Origin of the sequence: Mycobacterium cajalii (genome assembly GCF_045809005.2) — a bacterium.
GTDB lineage: Bacteria > Actinomycetota > Actinomycetes > Mycobacteriales > Mycobacteriaceae > Mycobacterium.
Genome location: NZ_CM141436.1, coordinates 4,655,345 through 4,673,055, shown reverse-complemented (window position 1 = coordinate 4,673,055; position 17,711 = coordinate 4,655,345). Strand labels below are relative to the sequence as shown.

Annotated in this window: 19 protein-coding genes and 1 tRNA gene; 11 read left to right on the top strand and 9 right to left on the bottom strand. The window is 68.0% G+C overall.

Features of this window, described 5'->3' with window-relative positions:
* The first annotated feature begins 24 nt into the window (after positions 1 to 24).
* On the top strand, positions 25 to 867 hold the full coding sequence (locus ACJ512_RS22120) for an arsenate reductase/protein-tyrosine-phosphatase family protein (protein ID WP_461479841.1): 843 nt from the start codon (positions 25 to 27) through the stop codon (positions 865 to 867).
* Here the strand turns inward: ACJ512_RS22120 and ACJ512_RS22115 are convergent, their stop codons facing one another.
* The 8 genes from ACJ512_RS22115 to ACJ512_RS22080 form a co-directional block, all read right to left on the bottom strand.
* Positions 868 to 2,037 (bottom strand): hemin-binding protein, encoded by a 1,170-nt coding sequence (locus ACJ512_RS22115; protein WP_407689718.1) that lies wholly within the window; start codon positions 2,035 to 2,037, stop codon positions 868 to 870.
* A gap of 18 nt (positions 2,038 to 2,055) precedes the next feature.
* Entirely contained in the window at positions 2,056 to 2,340 is a 285-nt protein-coding gene (locus ACJ512_RS22110) for a hypothetical protein (RefSeq protein WP_461479840.1), read from the bottom strand.
* Between the two features lie 10 nt (positions 2,341 to 2,350).
* Positions 2,351 to 2,785, bottom strand: coding sequence for a hypothetical protein (locus tag ACJ512_RS22105; protein WP_407689720.1), 435 nt, complete (start codon positions 2,783 to 2,785; stop codon positions 2,351 to 2,353).
* The gene (locus ACJ512_RS22100) at positions 2,782 to 3,123 is read right to left on the bottom strand and encodes a hypothetical protein (protein WP_407689721.1); all 342 of its coding nucleotides are present in this window, start codon (positions 3,121 to 3,123) and stop codon (positions 2,782 to 2,784) included. Before ACJ512_RS22100 ends, ACJ512_RS22105 begins: the two co-directional genes overlap by 4 nt.
* A 52-nt stretch (positions 3,124 to 3,175) precedes the next feature.
* The gene (locus tag ACJ512_RS22095) at positions 3,176 to 3,502 is read right to left on the bottom strand and encodes a hypothetical protein (protein WP_407689722.1); all 327 of its coding nucleotides are present in this window, start codon (positions 3,500 to 3,502) and stop codon (positions 3,176 to 3,178) included.
* Positions 3,499 to 3,807, bottom strand: coding sequence for a hypothetical protein (locus tag ACJ512_RS22090; protein WP_461479839.1), 309 nt, complete (start codon positions 3,805 to 3,807; stop codon positions 3,499 to 3,501). Before ACJ512_RS22090 ends, ACJ512_RS22095 begins: the two co-directional genes overlap by 4 nt.
* Positions 3,792 to 4,325: a hypothetical protein gene (locus ACJ512_RS22085; RefSeq protein ID WP_407689724.1), complete on the bottom strand. Its 534-nt coding sequence runs from the start codon at positions 4,323 to 4,325 to the stop codon at positions 3,792 to 3,794. Before ACJ512_RS22085 ends, ACJ512_RS22090 begins: the two co-directional genes overlap by 16 nt.
* A gap of 76 nt (positions 4,326 to 4,401) precedes the next feature.
* Positions 4,402 to 4,477, bottom strand: a tRNA-Arg gene (locus tag ACJ512_RS22080).
* Positions 4,478 to 4,589: 112 nt separating this feature from the next.
* On the opposite strand from ACJ512_RS22080, the gene argS reads away from it, so the two are divergent.
* From argS to thrB, 5 genes are all read left to right on the top strand, one after another.
* Positions 4,590 to 6,242 (top strand): arginine--tRNA ligase, encoded by a 1,653-nt coding sequence (gene argS, locus ACJ512_RS22075; protein WP_407689527.1) that lies wholly within the window; start codon positions 4,590 to 4,592, stop codon positions 6,240 to 6,242.
* Positions 6,243 to 6,322: 80 nt separating this feature from the next.
* Positions 6,323 to 7,657: a diaminopimelate decarboxylase gene (gene lysA, locus ACJ512_RS22070; protein WP_407689531.1), complete on the top strand. Its 1,335-nt coding sequence runs from the start codon at positions 6,323 to 6,325 to the stop codon at positions 7,655 to 7,657.
* Positions 7,658 to 7,664: 7 nt separating this feature from the next.
* Positions 7,665 to 8,990 (top strand): homoserine dehydrogenase, encoded by a 1,326-nt coding sequence (locus ACJ512_RS22065; protein WP_407689528.1) that lies wholly within the window; start codon positions 7,665 to 7,667, stop codon positions 8,988 to 8,990.
* Entirely contained in the window at positions 8,987 to 10,069 is a 1,083-nt protein-coding gene (gene thrC / locus ACJ512_RS22060; RefSeq protein WP_407689529.1) for a threonine synthase, read from the top strand. Before ACJ512_RS22065 ends, thrC begins: the two co-directional genes overlap by 4 nt.
* A gap of 11 nt (positions 10,070 to 10,080) precedes the next feature.
* Positions 10,081 to 11,016 (top strand): homoserine kinase, encoded by a 936-nt coding sequence (gene thrB, locus ACJ512_RS22055; RefSeq protein WP_407689530.1) that lies wholly within the window; start codon positions 10,081 to 10,083, stop codon positions 11,014 to 11,016.
* A 39-nt stretch (positions 11,017 to 11,055) separates the two neighbouring features.
* Here thrB and ACJ512_RS22050 read toward each other — a convergent pair whose 3' ends face one another.
* Complete coding sequence (locus tag ACJ512_RS22050) at positions 11,056 to 12,285, bottom strand: transposase family protein (RefSeq protein ID WP_407689821.1); 1,230 nt, start codon at positions 12,283 to 12,285, stop codon at positions 11,056 to 11,058.
* Positions 12,286 to 12,657: 372 nt separating this feature from the next.
* Between ACJ512_RS22050 and rho the strand changes: the two genes are divergently transcribed.
* From rho to ACJ512_RS22025, 5 genes are all read left to right on the top strand, one after another.
* Positions 12,658 to 14,520, top strand: coding sequence for a transcription termination factor Rho (rho, locus tag ACJ512_RS22045; protein ID WP_407686038.1), 1,863 nt, complete (start codon positions 12,658 to 12,660; stop codon positions 14,518 to 14,520).
* Positions 14,521 to 14,671: 151 nt separating this feature from the next.
* A complete protein-coding gene (gene rpmE / locus ACJ512_RS22040; protein ID WP_144952059.1) occupies positions 14,672 to 14,914 on the top strand; it encodes a 50S ribosomal protein L31 in 243 nt (80 codons plus the stop codon).
* A 90-nt stretch (positions 14,915 to 15,004) separates the two neighbouring features.
* The gene (prfA, locus tag ACJ512_RS22035) at positions 15,005 to 16,078 is read left to right on the top strand and encodes a peptide chain release factor 1 (protein WP_407686039.1); all 1,074 of its coding nucleotides are present in this window, start codon (positions 15,005 to 15,007) and stop codon (positions 16,076 to 16,078) included.
* Positions 16,075 to 17,001 carry a peptide chain release factor N(5)-glutamine methyltransferase gene (gene prmC, locus ACJ512_RS22030; protein WP_407686040.1) on the top strand — a complete coding sequence of 309 codons (927 nt, stop codon included), beginning with the start codon at positions 16,075 to 16,077 and terminating at the stop codon, positions 16,999 to 17,001. Before prfA ends, prmC begins: the two co-directional genes overlap by 4 nt.
* A gap of 48 nt (positions 17,002 to 17,049) precedes the next feature.
* Entirely contained in the window at positions 17,050 to 17,703 is a 654-nt protein-coding gene (locus ACJ512_RS22025; protein WP_407686041.1) for an L-threonylcarbamoyladenylate synthase, read from the top strand.
* Positions 17,704 to 17,711 lie beyond the last annotated feature (8 nt).

The window sequence follows — 17,711 nt, the reverse complement described above, 5'->3', positions numbered from 1 at the left end:
GGGCGTTCGCCGCTGGCCGCGGCCATGTTCACCGAGCAGTTGCGGCAGCGCGGCTTGGCGGACGCGGTGCGGGTGTCCAGCGCCGGCACGTGCCCGCTTGTCGGCGGCCGTATGGATGCTCTCGCGGCGCGGCTGCTCGTAGAGCGCGGCTACCCGATGCCGGATCATCGGGCCGCGGCGATCGGCGCCCAGGTGCTCGGCGCCGACGTGGTGGTCGCGCTCGGTCGTGAGCATGTGGGCCAGCTCCAAGCGCACGGCGTCGCCGATGACCGGCTGCACTATGTCGAGGTCCGCAATCCTTCATCGGCAAGCGATTTCGTCGAGGCGTTCGACCGCATCTCGGCCGCGCTGCCGTCGCTGCATCGGCTGGTGGATGAGCACCTGGCGCGGACACACAGCGTCGAGGGTTGGCGCTTTTGGATTGTGCGCCCCGGCGAGGATCTGCTGCGGAATCCGGTGGCGCCGGGATCGTGGTCGAAGGCAGCCCAGATAGCCCTGTGTCGCCGCGACTCGGCGCACCAGCCGCCAGCGCCGGGTTGCATTTGTGGTGTTTATGCGGACCGAACCTGGGCGGCGGTATCGGCTCGGGCATCGGCGTACAAGAGCCAGGTCGCAGGGTGGGCGTCGGTCCTGGGCGTGGCCGCGCAACCGGCCTACGTCGCCGGCCGCGTGCGCCTCAATGGGGCCGTGCCGTACAGCGACCCGCTGTTGCCGAAGTTCGATGACCTCGGCGTTGAGTGGCGCGCCGCTTCGGGCGAAATCCTCGAGCTGTACATCGTGGCCGCGGGATGCGATCAGCGGGTCGGCGAGCTGCTGGCGGCTAGGTACGGGGTTCCGATGTCTACGTGTAGTTACGCTGCCCCGTGATCAGCGCCCGAATCCCGGCCAGTCCGTGTTGAGATCGAAAACAGCGCCAGCCGAAGTGCCACTTTTTGTTTGGTGAACCTCGCCGGTATCACGCGCTGTAAAAGTGGCGAACGGCAGTGTGGCATTGATCGACCTTTCGGCCCATGGGTTGACCCAAAGAGTCGGCATTTGCGCCGATACGCGCCAAGGATAGATATTTTCACCGTCGAGTACCGCGGAAACGCGCGCCCCGCGTTTCGGGGGGCCTTGACGCCAATAACCGTCGCGCCTGCGAACGGCGCGCACAGATTCGGGTTGCCCTTCGTAGTATTCGATTGCTCGTGACCCGAACAACGCTTCGGCCACTTCATCTTGCTCGAGGAACCCTGAGGTGTTGAGGACGGCGACGACCAACGGCTTGTCCGGCTGCCCATAGTGTCCGCCTTTGCGACTGACGAGGTCACGGTAGCGGACCGTGTCGTTGTTGATGGATCCTCCGGTCATTGGATAACTCCCGATGAGACGGCTTGTTTCCCCGCGACTTTCGGGCTTCACTGGAAATGCACCGTATTCGATGATCCATCCCCGCACGCGGAGCACTAACGCTGGGATACCCATCCCTGCGTCGATCTGCTCTGCGACTTCGTCCGGGTCCAGAGATGAAAGCCAGGATTCGAGTGGCTGAACAATCTCAGACGCCTTAGGTCTTTGCGTTCCGCTTTGGTGAATCTCGATGTCCACCATAAAGTTTGGGTCGCGAGCCTGATTTGTGGCTTCAAAGATCCATGATCGTTCGCCGCTGCCTTGGCCTTTCACCGGTCCAAGACCTGATAGGAAAATAACGCATTCGACGTACATGCTGACCCCGTCACGGATCACCAGGAAGTCTGGTTGCCGGCTCGTGTTTTCCAGTACCGGGTGGATAGCTACTTGGTAGCCGAGGCGGCGAAACAGCGTGTAGGTATACAGCTCCCACCAGGCGCCGATGTGTTGGATGTTGTCGTCGTCTTGGAATCGGCTTCGCAGATCCGCCTGCGCGGCCACTGGATATTCAGTGAACCAGTCCTCAATAAGGTTGCGGACCAATCCCCAGTCGGGCCGTGCTGCGCGGTTGAGAAAGCGATACGAGCTTTCGGTGTCGGACGCGGGTGCTAGATTTGTCCGTTCGAAGTCATCGAAAATGCGAGACATGCGCCTAAGCCGTCCGTGTCACGAGCACCCGATATTGTGCGCATTGATCGGCAGTGAGCAATCCCCAGCCACGCTCCCACCCAGCGGTGGGTTGTTCGCGGTCCCGTAGGGCAGCCAGGGCTGGTACTGCGTGCACGGGTAGTACACGGTGTAGTTCTGGCCGAGGAACTGGCAGCAGCCGGGACCGCCGAATGGTTGGCAGCCTGGTTCGGCGTGGGCTGATGCGGGATCGAACGCGCCGAAGCCGTAGGCGGACAGCAGAAGCGCAGCAGCGGCGAGTATGCGTTTCATCATGGTCTCCAATCGGCCGTGTTCAGGCGTTGCCGCCGCAGCCGCTCGGCGGTGCGGGGCTGTTGTCAGGGTTGACGCATTCTGGTTTGTGCGCCCAGTTCCCGCCACCCCACGAACCGCCGGTGCCGAGGATTTGATGCCAGCGGGTGCCGTCTGGGTAGGGCGCGCCGTCGCACCATCCGAATCCGAACGCGCCGCCCTGGCCGCCGGCGCAGTTGCCGTGCTGCCGGTCCGGGATATGGGGGTCCTGCCAAGGTGGCGGCGGATCCGCGTGTGCTGCGGGCGTGGCGCCGAAGGCTGCGCAGGCGGTTATTGCTGCGGCGACGAATAGTCGTTTCATCTTCTCTCCAAGATGTTGCTCAGTCCGCTTGGAAGCCCGATAAGCAGGCAGTGTCTCTCTGCAGGTATTCGCTCGCGGCGAAAACAGCCGTTCCCGTTGAAAGGTGCGGCCGGTCATCGTCTGGTCCGTATCGGCCTGGTGAGCATCGGGGTGGTCGGCCAATCGGTCAGGACGTGCCGCACCGATACCGGAGCCGTCCGCGGCTTCGGCGGTGGGTTGAGCGGCGCCGGTAGCAGCGGGTGCGGAGCGAAGATGGCCCGGGCCATCAGTGTGCGGTGTTCCCAGTCGGCTCGGGCCGCGATGGCTGCCCGCTTCCGATTCCTGCGGTCGACCCAGCCGGCCGCGGCGACGATCAGCAGCGGGATGAAGAACCACGGGAAGGCCAAGATCACACCGACGAGGGTGTACATGGTCGGCAACGCGATGACCGCGACGGCGGCCGGGTGACGGTCCACCCAGCCGCCGCGCGAACAGCGCGACTCATAGCCACAGCGCGGACACGCGTGGCTAACCACGGACCCACCGTTGCACTTCGGCCGCCGCGTTGAGCAACGCTCGAGCCAGCTCTTGGGCCTGATCGGCCGATAGTTCAGAGCCGTGGTGGAAATGAACGTCGATCGTCGGCGCGTCCTGGCCGTTGTCGACGCTGCCATCCGCGAGTTGCACTCCGCAGGTGCGTACTTCGGCGATCACTTCGGCGGCGCCATTCAGCACGGCGCGATCAGGGCCGCGGAAGCAGCGACACTCGTTGTCCCAGGATGCCCAAGCGTCGTCGTCGGTGACTGCGCCAGGCGGCAGTGCAACCTCGGGCCGCGGGTTGGTGCTCGTGCTCATCGTGTCACCTGCCGGTCTATCTCGGCGGCAGCTTCGAGCAGCACGGCGGCCAGCTCGCGGGCCTGGTCGCTGTTGAGGTGGTCACCGATCACGACTACCTCGTACTCATCGATGCGCCCATCGGCGTGCTGGCAGGCATTCATCGACGCGCGGGCGTCGCTGTCGGTGACCTGGTGGCGCAGGAATGTGACCGTGCGCCACGGCTGGGCGTCGATGTCTTCCCATCGGTCAGCTTCTACCGTGCCGACTGGCAGCGCGACGTTAGGGGACCTGTTTGGTGTGGTGGTAGTCATGACTTCACCCACCCGTCGATCACGTCGGCGGCTTCTGAAAAGGCCACGATCGCCGAGTCAAATTCGTTCATCTGGTCAACCTCGGCTGCCGCGTCAGCGAGTGCTTCGGCGAGTTTGCGGGCCTGGGCGGTCGTGAGAACGTCGTCGCCTTCGCGGATCTGGCAACGCACCAAACGCTCCGGGAATCCATTCGCGAGTTGGGTGCCCTCGATGCGCACCTCGATCGGGTCGCCGCGCAGGCGCTCGACGCGGCGGACTGTGCCGTCGAAGATGCGGGACGGCAGCTGGCGCCCGGTGACCTCGGCCGACTCCCAGTTGAACACTCGGGAGGCGCCGGCAGGCATCGGGACGGCGGCCATCTCGGGGCAGTCGGGGACATGCCGGCCGATGCCGCCGCAGCATGCGCGGGTTTCGGAGTCGACCGGGTGCGGGTTGGTTGTGGTGGCTGTCATGGTGGTGCCTTCCTGCGTGGGGAAGTCCACCGTCACTCCAGGCACCGACAAGCTGTCGCGGGATGGTGAGGTCGTCATATACGGGCTCCGTTCTGCTCGGAGCCACGCCGATGTTGCGCGAATATTGCGCGGGATTGCATCTGCGCTGGTCAGATGGTGCCCCCGGCAGGATTCGAACCTGCGGCCTTCTGCTCCGGAGGCAGACGCTCTATCCCCTGAGCTACGGGGGCGCACTGAACAAGATGTTGCGCCGTTGGGGCCCCGACAGCCTAACGCATTCCGGCGGGCGCTTCGTCACCGCGATGGATGGCGGGAGCACCCGAGCCAATAGGATGGACGCTCGTGACCCCCGCCGACCTGGCCGAGCTGCTCAAGACCACCGCCGCCGCGGTGCTGGCCGAGCGTGGGCTCGACACCGCGGCGTTGCCGCCGACGGTCACCGTGGAGCGTCCGCGCAGCCCCGAGCACGGCGACTACGCCAGCAACCTGGCGCTGCAGCTCGCCAAGTTGGTCGGCGCCAACCCTCGTGAGCTGGCCGGATGGCTGGCCGAGGCGCTGGCACGCAACGACGGGATCTCGCAGGCCGAGGTGGCCGGGCCGGGCTTCATCAACATGCGCCTGGAGGCCTCGGCGCAGGCCGTCGTCGTCACCAACGTCATCGACGCCGGCGACACGTTCGGCCACGCCGACGACCTGGTCGGGCAGAAGATCAACCTCGAGTTCGTCTCGGCCAACCCGACCGGACCGATCCACATCGGCGGCACCCGCTGGGCCGCCGTCGGGGACGCGCTGGGCCGGCTGCTGTCCAGCCAGGGCGCCGCCGTGGAGCGCGAATACTATTTCAACGACCACGGCGCCCAGATCGACCGGTTCGCCAACTCGTTGATCGCCGCGGCCAAGGGCGAACCGGCGCCCGAAGACGGCTACGCCGGTGACTACATCACCGACATCGCCGCGCACGTGCTGGCCAAGGCCCCCGACGCGCTGAGCCTGCCCGAACCCGAGATGCGCGAGACCTTCCGCGAAATCGGGGTCGACCTGATGTTCACGCACATCAAGGAGTCGTTGCACGAGTTCGGCACCGACTTCGACATCTACACCCACGAAGACTCGATGCACACCAGCGGCCGCGTCGAGGAGGCCATCGCCCGGCTCCGCCAGACCGGCAACATCTACGAGAAGGACGGCGCAAGCTGGTTGCGCACCAGCGCTTTCGGTGACGACAAGGACCGCGTCGTGATCAAGAGCGACGGCAAGCCCGCCTACATCGCCGGTGACATCGCCTACTACCTGGACAAGCGGCAGCGCGGGTTCGACCTGTGCATCTACATGCTCGGCGCCGACCACCACGGCTACATCGCGCGCCTGAAGGCCGTGGCCGCCGCCTTCGGTGAGGACCCGGCCACCGTCGAGGTGCTCATCGGGCAGATGGTCAACCTGGTCCGCGACGGCCAGCCGGTGAAGATGAGCAAGCGGGCCGGCACCGTGATCACCCTCGACGACTTGGTCGAGGCGATCGGCGTCGACGCCGCGCGCTACAGCCTGACCCGCTCCTCGGTGGACACCCCGATCGACATCGACCTGGCGCTGTGGTCCTCGGCCTCGAACGAAAACCCGGTCTACTACGTGCAATACGCGCACGCCCGCCTTTCGGCGCTGGCTCGCAACGCCGCCGAGCTCGGCCTGGTTCCCGACACCGCCCACCTCGAGCTGCTCACCCACGACAAGGAGGGCACGCTGCTGCGCAGCCTCGGCGAATTCCCCCGCGTGCTCAAGACGGCGGCCACGCTGCGCGAACCGCACCGGGTCTGCCGCTACCTGGAAGACCTCGCCGGCGACTACCACCGGTTCTACGACTCGTGCCGCGTGTTGCCGCAGGGCGACGAGCAGCCCACCGACCTGCACGCCGCGCGGCTGGCCCTGTGCCAGGCCACCCGCCAGGTCATCGCCAACGGACTGACGATCCTGGGCGTCGGCGCCCCGGAGCGCATGTGACCGTGCATCCCGCCGGTCCCCGGCACGCCGAAGAGACCCGCCATCCTGGCAGCCCGCCGCGGCCGCAGTCCCCCGAGGAGCTGCTGGCGCTGGCGCCGAACGTGTGGCCGCGCAACACCGTTCGAGACGCGACCGGCGTCGTCAGCATCGCGGGTTTGCCGGTGACCGAGCTGGCCCGCGAGTACGGGACGCCGCTGTTCGTGGTCGACGAGGACGACTTCCGCTCCCGCTGCCGGGAGATGGCGGCGGCCTTCGGTGGCGGGGGCAACGTCAACTACGCCGCCAAGGCGTTCCTGTGCGGCGAGATCGCCCGCTGGGTCGACGAGGAGGGCCTGTCCCTGGACGTGTCCACCGGCGGTGAGCTGGCCGTGGCGCTGCACGCGAACTTCCCCCCGGAGCGGATCACCCTGCACGGCAACAACAAATCGGTCGCCGAACTCACCGACGCCGTCAAGGCGGGGGTGGCGCACGTCGTCGTCGACTCGATGACCGAGATCGAGCGCCTCGACGCGGTCGCGGCCGACGCCGGCGTCGTCCAGGACGTCTTCGTGCGCCTGACCGTCGGCGTGGAGGCGCACACGCACGAGTTCATCTCCACCGCGCACGAGGACCAGAAGTTCGGGCTGTCGGTGGCCAGCGGCGCGGCGATGGCCGCGGTGCGCCGGGTGTTCGCCACCGATCACCTCCGGCTGGTCGGGCTGCACAGCCACATCGGCTCGCAGATCTTCGACGTCGCCGGCTTCGAGATCGCCGCCCATCGCGTCATCGGCCTGCTGCGCGAGATCGTCGCCGAGTTCGGCGCCCAGAAGACCGCCCAGCTGTCCACGGTGGATCTCGGCGGCGGCCTTGGCATTTCGTATCTGGCGCCCGACGATCCGCCGCCGGTGACCGACCTGGCGGCCAAACTCCAAGCCATCGTGCGCAGCGAGTCGGCGGCCGTGGGATTGCCCACGCCCAAACTCGTGGTCGAGCCCGGACGGGCCATCGCCGGACCGGGCACGATCACGCTGTACGAGGTCGGCACGGTCAAGGACGTCGACGTGAGCGCCACGGCGAACCGGCGTTACGTCAGCGTCGACGGGGGCATGAGCGACAACATCCGCACCGCGCTCTACGGCGCCGAGTACGACGCCCGGCTGGTCTCGCGGGGCAGCGATGCGCCGGCGGTGCAGGCCCGCATCGTGGGGAAACACTGCGAAAGCGGTGATATCGTCGTGCGCGACGCCTGGGTGCCCGGCGACCTGAGGCCCGGCGATCTGCTTGCGGTGGCCGCGACCGGTGCGTATTGCTATTCGCTCTCGAGCCGCTACAACATGATCGGCCGGCCGGCCGTGGTCGCGGTGCGCGCCGGGCGGGCCCGCCTGATCCTGCGCCGGGAGACGGTCGACGATCTGCTGAGTCTGGAAGTGAGGTGAACGGCCTGTGCCCGGTGGTGAAAAGCCAGTCGGCGTAGCGGTACTCGGGTTGGGCAACGTCGGCAGCGAAGTCGTCCGCATCATCGAGGACAGCGCCGACGACCTCGCGGCCCGCATCGGCGCCCCCCTGCTGCTGCGCGGCATCGGGGTGCGCCGCGTGGCCGCCGACCGCGGCGTCCCCGTCGAGTTGCTCACCGACGACGTCGAAGAACTCGTCTCGCGCGAGGACGTCGACATCGTCGTGGAGGTGATGGGCCCGGTCGAGCCGGCGCGCAAGGCGATCCTGACCGCGCTCGAGCACGGCAAGTCCGTCGTGACGGCGAACAAGGCGTTGCTGTCGATCTCCACCGGCGAACTGGCGCAGGCGGCCGAAACCGCCAACGTCGACCTGTATTTCGAGGCGGCGGTCGCGGGCGCCATCCCGGTCATCCGCCCGCTCACCCAGTCGCTGGCCGGCGACACGGTGCTGCGGGTGGCCGGAATCGTCAACGGCACCACCAACTACATCCTGTCCGCGATGGACAGCACCGGCGCCGACTACGGCAGCGCACTGGCCGACGCCAGCGCGCTGGGCTACGCCGAGGCCGATCCCACGGCCGACGTGGAGGGCTACGACGCCGCGGCCAAGGCCGCGATCCTGGCCTCCATCGCCTTCCACACCCGGGTGACCGCCGACGACGTGTACCGCGAGGGCATCACCAAGATCACCCCCGACGACTTCGCCTCCGCGCGGGCCCTGGGCTGCACCATCAAGCTGCTGTCGATCTGCGAGCGTGTCACGGGCGGCGACGGCCAGGAGCGGGTGTCGGCGCGGGTCTACCCGGCGCTGGTGCCCCTGTCGCATCCGCTTGCCACGGTCAACGGCGCCTTCAACGCCGTGGTGGTCGAGGCCGCGGCCGCCGGCCGGCTGATGTTCTACGGCCAGGGCGCCGGCGGTGCGCCCACGGCGTCGGCGGTGACCGGCGACCTGGTGATGGCCGCCCGCAACCGGGTGCTGGGCAGCCGGGGTCCCAAGGAGTCCAGGTACGCCCAACTTCCCATCGCGCCAATGGGTTTGATCACGACCCGCTACTACGTCAGCATGGACGTCGCCGACAAGCCCGGCGTCTTGTCCACGGTGGCCGCGGAATTCGCCAAACGCGAGGTGAGCATCGCCGAGGTACGGCAGGAGGGCGTGGCCGACGAGGGCGGGCGGCGCGTCGGCGCCCGGATCGTGGTGGTCACCCACACCGCGACCGACGCCGCGCTCTCCGAAACCGTCGAGGCGCTCGCCGAGCTGGACGTCGTGCAGCGGGTGGCCAGCGTGCTGAGGCTGGAAGGAACCACCCTATGAGCGCTCCACGGATGGCCACCCACGTTCCGTGGCCGGGGCTGATCGCCGCCTACCGCGACCGGCTGCCGGTCGGTGACGACTGGACCCCGGTCACGCTGCTCGAGGGCGGCACCCCGCTGATCGCCGCGCCCCGGCTCTCCGAGCTGACCGGCTGCACGGTTCACCTCAAGGTCGAGGGGCTCAACCCGACCGGTTCCTTCAAGGACCGAGGCATGACGATGGCGGTGACCGACGCGGTGGCCCGCGGCCAGCAGGCCGTGCTGTGCGCCTCGACCGGGAACACCTCGGCCTCGGCGGCGGCGTATGCCGCCCGCGCCGGCATCACCTGCGCGGTGCTGATCCCGCAGGGCAAGATCGCGATGGGCAAGCTCGCGCAAGCCGTCATGCACGGCGCGAAGATCATCCAGATCGACGGCAACTTCGACGACTGCCTGGAGCTGGCCCGCAAGATGACCGCCGACTTCCCGACGATCGCGCTGGTCAACTCGGTCAACCCGGTGCGCATCGAGGGCCAGAAGACGGCGGCGTTCGAGATCGTCGACGCGCTGGGCCGCGCCCCCGACATCCACTCGCTGCCCGTCGGCAACGCCGGGAACATCACCGCCTACTGGAAGGGCTACCGGGAGTACCACCAGGAGGGCGTGATCGACGCCCTGCCCCGCATGCTGGGCACCCAGGCCGCCGGCGCGGCGCCCCTGGTGCACGGCAAGCCCGTGCGCCATCCCGAGACCATCGCGACCGCGATCCGCATCGGCGCACCGGCATCCTGGACGGCGGCCGTCGAGGCCCAGCAGCAATCCAACGGACGCTTCCTGGCCGCCACCGACGAGGAGATCCTGGCCGCCTACCACCTGGTGGCCAGCTCCGAGGGTGTCTTCGTCGAGCCGGCGTCGGCGGCCAGCATCGCCGGGCTGCTCAAGGCCGTCGAGGACGGCTGGGTGGCCCGCGGTTCGACGGTGGTGTGTACGGTGACGGGCAATGGGCTCAAGGATCCCGACACCGCGCTGAAAGACATGCCGACCGTGTCCCCACTGCCCGTGGATCCCGTGCTCGTCGTCGAGAAGTTGGGACTGGCCTGACGGTGACTCTGATGCTGCCCGCGGGCCTGGTGGCGAGCGCCGTGGTGTCGGCTTCCAGCGCCAACCTGGGTCCAGGTTTCGACAGCATCGGTCTCGCGTTGAGCCTTTGCGACGACGTGGTCGTGGAGACAACGGATTCCGGACTGCGGGTGCTGGTCGAGGGGGAAGGTGCCGACTCGCTGCCGCGTGGCCCCGAACATCTGGTGGTCCGCGCGGTCCAACGCGGTCTGCAGGCCGCCGGCGTCGGCGCCCCGGGGCTGGTGGTCCGCTGCCGTAACGCCATCCCGCACTCGCGCGGTCTGGGCTCCTCCGCCGCGGCGGTGGTCGGTGGCCTTGCTGCGGCCAACGGCCTTGTCGCACAGGCTGATTCGACTCCGTTGACGGACGCGCAGCTGATCCAGCTGGCTTCGGAGTTCGAGGGTCACCCCGACAACGCCGCGGCCGCGGTGTTGGGCGGTGCGGTGGTCTCGTGGGTGGACCGCACCGGTGCCGGTCCCGCCTTCTCGGCGGTGCCGCTGCGGCTTCATCCGCAGATCCGGCTGTTCTGCGCGATTCCCGAGGTGCGTTCGTTGACCGCCGAGACCCGGGTTTTGCTGCCCGCCCACGTCAGCCACGACGACGCGAGCTTCAACGTCAGCCGCGCCGCGCTGCTGGTGGTGGCGCTGACCGAACGACCGGATTTGCTGCTCGTGGCCACCGAAGACATGCTGCACCAACCGCAACGTGCCCCGGCGATGCCGGCCTCGGCGGAATATCTGCGCCTGCTGCGGCGTCATAGTGTCGCAGCGGCGCTTTCCGGGGCCGGCCCGTCATTGATCGCACTCAGCACAGAGGCGGAGTTGCCCTGGCAAGCGCTGGAGTACGGTGCCGCAAACGGATTCACCATCACCGAGATGACCGCCGGCGACGCAGTTCGCTGGGGCCCGGGGGTCACCGTCGCCGGTTGATCCGCGGCGCGGCCGAGGGGTTTGCCCTGTTGCCTCGTGTCAAGATGCGCGCGAGGATTGATTCGTTGCCTCATTCGAGGATGCGCGCGTAACGGGGGCTTTTTTGGCCGGCCCGGCCTTGCTGGTGGTGATCGTGAGTAGCTCTGTGGTCAGGGCCTGGATCTGGCGTTGCACGGCGGCTGGGTTGATGCCGGTGTAGGTGTCGGCGAGGATCGCCTTGTCCTGGGCGCAGACCGCCTCGTGGCGCTCCGCGCGACGATGCGGGGTGGTGGCCTTGTCGTGTTTTTTGCTGACCTTCGCGCCGACACGGGTCTTCGAAACGAGTTTTTGCTGCGGGTAGAAGTAGTTGGTCAGCAGTGACTGCAATACCCAGATCTTGTTGAGCAGCAACAGTTCCGCGGTGGTGTCGTAACGGTGGTAGCCGACCACGGTGCGCACGATCGCCCAGTTCTTCTGCTCCACGTGGCAACCGTCGTTGGAGTTGCCTGGCCGTGAGCGGGTGAAGGTGATCTTCCGCTGCTCGCACCAGGCCAACAGGTGATGATTGATGAACTCACTTCCGTTGTCACTGTCTACGCCCAGGATCGGGAACGGCATGGCCTTCGCGATATCGTCCAACGCCGCGAGCACCCATTTACGGGCCTTGTTGGGCACGCTGCGGTTCTCGGTCCACCCGGTGGCGATGTCGGTGACGGTCAGCGTGTAAGCGTGCTCACCAGCGGCGTTGCCGCCCTCATGGCCGACCAGGTCGATCTCAACGAACCCGGGCACCGCGTCGTCCCAGTCCGCCCAGGTGCGGATCGGGATCTGGGATTTGAGCAGTGATCCCGGCTTGGTATGGCTGCGGCCCTTGAGCTCGTGGCGCTTGCGCTCGGGGGCCAGGCGGCGGTCGATGGTGGCCGCCGACATGCCCACCAGCAGCGCCGCGGTGTCGTCATCGATGATCAGCTCGCCGAACCGGCGCAAGATCGCCACCAACTCGTCGAGCATCGGCGCCAGTCGTTTGCCGGCGGGCATTCCCAGCACCGCCCAGCAGAACGTCAGCGCCGCAATAACTTTCGGCCCATACTTCGGTGGACGCGGCGCCCTGATCTTGACGACCTTCGGGCGCAGTGCATTCTTCAATGCCTTGCGTGCATGGTTGCGGTGCCAGCCGGTGGTAGCACACAACTCATCGAGGATCCGGCCCTTGCCGGCCTTGTCAGCTCGCGCGTAGCGGGTCGCGATCGCCTTCGTCACAGCCTTGCGTTGACTCACCGTCAGTCCCATCCTCTGGGCCTATCCAGCGATACATCTCCGGCCGGGTAGGCGCGCCGCACGCGCGCATTCTCAGCTGAGGCAACGAATGGGTCTACGCGCGCATTTTTGGTGAGTCAACGCGTTTGCTTGCTTCCGGCCAGGATGCGGGCTATCCTCGGCATCGTCCAGCAATCGCAGCATCTGCTTCTGCATCCATACTGCCTTGCCGCTAGGACACCACCAATTCTTCTCGTGGACGAGGTCGCCGTTTCTCACGCCGATCCTGGCACTGATCCCGGCGATCACCGTCGCAGAGTCGACGATTGGGCGCACTCGGCAATTCGAGCTACGTGCGCAACGAACCCCCTTATGACGTGATCAGCGGGGGAAGAAAGGAAATCCGTGACTGATACGGACCTCATCACGGCTGGCGAAAGCACCGAGAACGATCACGCGTCGAATTCCGTGAACCATGACGCGCCGGCCGTCAAAGCCTCTGCCTCGGGCGGGTCGCTGTCCACGATGGTGCTGCCCGAGCTGCGCGCGCTGGCCAGCCAAGCCGGCGTAAAGGGCACGTCAGGCATGCGCAAGAATGAACTGATCGCCGCAATCCAGGAACACCGGGGCAAGGCCAACGGCACAACCGCCGGTGGCGGGCCGGCTCCTGAGAAGAGCGACAAATCCGACAGCGAAACCGCCACCGCCGAAGCGCCGGCCCCCCAGGCCGACCAGAACGAGGCGAAAGCCGAGGCGCCACGCCGGGAACGTCGCGGCGCGTCCCGCGAGGCCGGTTCGAAGAACCGCGCCCGGGACGACGAGCGCGACGGCTCGGGTAACGGCGGGGGCAAGTCGGCCGACGCGGCCGACAATCGCCAAGAGCGCCAACGCGACACCCAAGAGCGCCAACAGAACACGAAGTCCGACGAGCGCGGGCGGGACGGCGGTGGCGAGCAGGGCAATGACCAGCAGGGCTCGGGTAACCAACAGTCGCGCGCCTCGAACCAGCAGGACGACGAGGGCGACGGGCGCCAGGGCCGGCGCGGACGCCGCTTCCGGGACCGCAAGCGCCGCAGCGAACGTTCCGGCGACGGCGCCGACACCGAACTGCGCGAGGACGACGTCGTCCAGCCGGTGGCCGGGATCCTCGACGTCCTCGACAACTACGCGTTCGTGCGCACCTCCGGGTACCTGGCCGGCCCGCACGACGTCTACGTGTCGATGAACATGGTGCGCAAGAACGGCCTGCGCCGCGGCGACGCGGTGACCGGCGCGGTGCGCGTGCCCCGCGACGGCGAACAGGCCAACCAGCGGCAGAAGTTCAATCCGCTGGTGCGGCTGGACACCATCAACGGCGGATCGGTCGAAGACGCCAAGAAGCGGCCCGACTTCAGCAAGCTGACGCCGTTGTACCCCAACCAGCGGCTGCGCCTGGAAACCACGACCGAGCGGCTGACCACGCGGGTCATCGACCTGATCATGCCGATCGGCAAGGGCCAGCGCGCGCTGATCGTCTCCCCGCCCAAGGCGGGCAAGACGACCATCCTGCAGGACATCGCCAACGCGATCACCAAGAACAACCCCGAATGCCACCTCATGGTCGTGCTCGTCGACGAGCGGCCCGAGGAGGTCACCGACATGACGCGCTCGGTCAAGGGCGAGGTCATCGCCTCGACGTTCGACCGCCCGCCGTCGGACCACACCTCGGTGGCCGAGCTGGCGATCGAACGCGCCAAGCGGCTCGTCGAGCAGGGCAAGGACGTCGTGGTGCTGCTGGACTCGATCACCCGCCTCGGGCGCGCCTACAACAACGCCTCGCCCGCGTCGGGCCGGATCCTCTCCGGTGGTGTCGATTCGACCGCCCTGTATCCGCCGAAGCGCTTCCTCGGTGCCGCGCGCAACATCGAGGAGGGTGGGTCGCTGACCATCATCGCCACCGCGATGGTCGAGACGGGGTCCACCGGTGACACGGTCATCTTCGAGGAGTTCAAGGGCACCGGCAACGCCGAGCTCAAGCTGGACCGCAAGATCTCCGAGCGCCGGGTGTTCCCCGCGGTCGACGTCAACCCGTCGGGCACCCGCAAGGACGAGTTGCTGCTCTCGCCGGACGAGTTCGCGATCGTGCACAAGCTGCGCCGCGTGCTGTCGGGCCTGGATTCCCACCAGGCCATCGACCTGCTGATGAGCCAGCTGCGCAAGACCAAGAACAACTACGAGTTCCTGGTGCAGGTGTCCAAGACGACGCCCGGCTCCATGGACAACGACTAGGGGCTGCACCCGACACGCCGACCGACGTCGCCGTGGATCATGTCTGGGCGCAACCCCGGCGCACCGGGAATGCGGCGATGCACGCCGGTGTTTTGGGGAGGTATCGGTTGACCTGGCATAATCGACGCTCGACAACCTGAAGAGGACTCCCATGAAAACTGACATCCATCCCGCCTACGAGCCCACCACGGTGCACTGCGGATGCGGCAACACGTTCGAGACCCGCAGCACCAAGCCGGGTGGCCGCATCGTCGTCGAGGTGTGCTCGCAGTGCCACCCGTTCTACACGGGCAAGCAGAAGATCCTCGACAGCGGCGGCCGCGTGGCCCGCTTCGAGAAGCGTTACGGCAAGCGCAAGGGCGCAGCTGACAAGGCCGACGCGGCCGACAAATAGCCGGCTCACCGACGCCCGGACTGTGTGTGACCCGCACAGGCGGGCGTCGGTTCGTGTCTGCGCCGAACAGCGTGCGGAAGGAGGTGTGACATGACGCAGCCGACGCAGGCGATCGATGTGCTGCTCGCCGAACATGCCGACCTTGAGCACCAACTGGCAGATCCGGAATTGCACAGCAATCCCGGGGAGGCGCGCAAAGCCGGCCGCCGGTTCGCCCGGTTGGCCCCCATCGTCGCCACCCACCGCAAGCTGACGTCGGCCAGGGAAGACCTGGAGACGGCGCGCGAACTGGCCGCCGACGACCCGTCGTTCGCGGAGGAGGTCACCGCGCTCGAAGCGCGGGTGGCCGAGTTGGACACCCAGCTCACCGACATGCTGGCGCCCCGCGACCCGCATGACGCCGACGACATCGTCCTCGAGGTGAAATCCGGCGAGGGGGGCGAGGAGTCTGCTTTGTTCGCCGCCGACCTGGCCAGGATGTACATCCGCTACGCCGAGCGGCACGGCTGGACCGTGACGGTGCTGGACGAGACGTTCTCGGATCTGGGCGGCTACAAGGACGCGACGCTGTCGATCGCCAGTAAGGGCGACGCCGTCGACGGCGTCTGGTCGCGGTTGAAGTTCGAAGGCGGGGTGCACCGCGTGCAGCGGGTCCCGGTGACGGAATCCCAAGGCCGGGTTCATACTTCGGCGGCCGGGGTACTGGTCTATCCGGAGCCCGAGGAAGTCGGCGAGGTGCAGATCGACGAGTCCGACCTGCGCATCGACGTGTACCGCTCGTCCGGCAAGGGCGGCCAGGGCGTCAACACCACCGATTCGGCGGTGCGCCTCACCCACCTGCCCACGGGCATCGTCGTCACCTGCCAGAACGAGCGTTCGCAGCTGCAGAACAAGGCCCGCGCCATGCAGGTGCTGGCCGCCCGCCTGCAGGCGCTCGCCGAGGAGCAGGCGCTGGCCGACGCGTCGGCGGATCGGGCCAGCCAGATTCGCACCGTCGACCGCAGCGAACGCATCCGCACCTACAACTTCCCGGAGAACCGGATCACCGACCACCGGATCGGCTTCAAGGCGCACAATCTCGACCAGGTTCTCGGCGGCGACCTGGACGCGCTGCTCGACGCGCTGAGCGCCGCCGACAAGCAGTCACGGCTGCAGCAGGCATGACGACTCGGCTGCGGCGTTCGATCGACTCCGCGGCGGCGCTGCTCGCCCGGGCGGGGATCGATTCGGCGCGGTGGGACGCCGAGGAACTGGCCGCCCATCTGGCCGGCACCGACCGGGGCAGGCTGGGTCTGCTGGACACGCCCGACGACGAGTTCTTCGGTCGGTACCGCGACGCCGTCGCCGCCCGCTCGCTGCGGGTGCCGTTGCAGCATCTTCTCGGGACGGCGGCGTTCGGGCCGCTCCTTCTGCACGTCGGCCCGGGTGTGTTCATCCCGCGTCCGGAGACCGAAGCCATGCTGGAGTGGGCGATCGCGCAGCCGCTCGGCGCCCGGCCCGTGATCGTCGATGCGTGCACCGGATCCGGTGCCCTGGCGGTCGCGCTGGCCCGGCACCGTGCCGGTCTCGGGCTGGACGCCCGGATCATCGCCATCGACGACTCGGCGCCGGCGCTCGAGTACGCGCGCCGCAACGCCGAGGGCACCGCCGTCGAGCTGGTGCGCGCCGACGTCGGCACGTCGGGACTGCTGCCCGAACTCGACGGCGGCGTCGACCTGGTCGTGTCCAACCCGCCCTACGTTCCCGACGATCCGGATTCCAACGCCGCGCTGGAACCCGAAGTGCTCCATCATGATCCGCATCATGCGGTGTTCGGCGGGCCGGACGGGATGGCGGTGATCGCTCCCGTGGTGGCCCTGGCCGGGCGTTGGCTGCGCCCGGGTGGCCTGTTCGCCGTCGAACACGACGACACCACCGCGGCGCGGACGGCCCGATTGGTGCAGGACACGGGGCTTTTCGACGACATCCAAAGCCGGTGCGATCTGGCGGGCCGGCCCAGGTTCGTGACGGCCCGTAGGAGGAGCGGCGCCGATGACTCGCGTCGTGACGATGCAGAGCGCAGTGATGAGGAGGAGCGGCGCCGATGACTCGCGTCGCGACGATGCAGAGTGCAGCGATGAGGAGGAGCGGCGCCGATGACTGAAGTGTTCAGCTGTGCCGACCGCGAGCAGCGTGCGCGGGGAATCGCCTCGGCGGTCGGCGCGGTCAAGGGCGGCCGGCTGGTCGTGATGCCGACCGACACCGTCTATGGAATCGGTGCCGACGCCTTCAACGGTGCCGCGGTGGGGGCGCTGCTGTCGGCGAAGGGGCGCGGCCGGGACATGCCGGTCGGGGTGCTGGTCGGCTCCTGGCACACCATCGAGGGCCTGGTGTACACCATGCCCGACGGGGCCCGCGAGCTGATCCGCGCGTTCTGGCCGGGCGCGCTGAGCCTGGTGGTGACGCAAGCGCCCTCGTTGCAATGGGATCTCGGCGATGCCCGGGGGACCGTGATGCTGCGGATGCCGCTGCACCCGGTCGCCATCGAATTGCTGCGCGAGGTGGGCCCCATGGCGGTGTCCAGCGCCAACGTGTCCGGCCGCCCGCCCGCGGTGGATGCGGACCAGGCGCGCGCCCAGTTCGGTGATCTCGTCGACGTCTACCTCGACGCGGGCGCCGCCCAGCAGCAGGCCGCGTCCACGATCGTCGACCTGACCGGGGCCGCACCGAGCATTCTGCGCGCCGGACCGGTGAGCGCCGAGCGGATCGCCGAAGTGCTGGGCCTGGATCCCGAAACCCTGACCGCCTAGCGGACCGC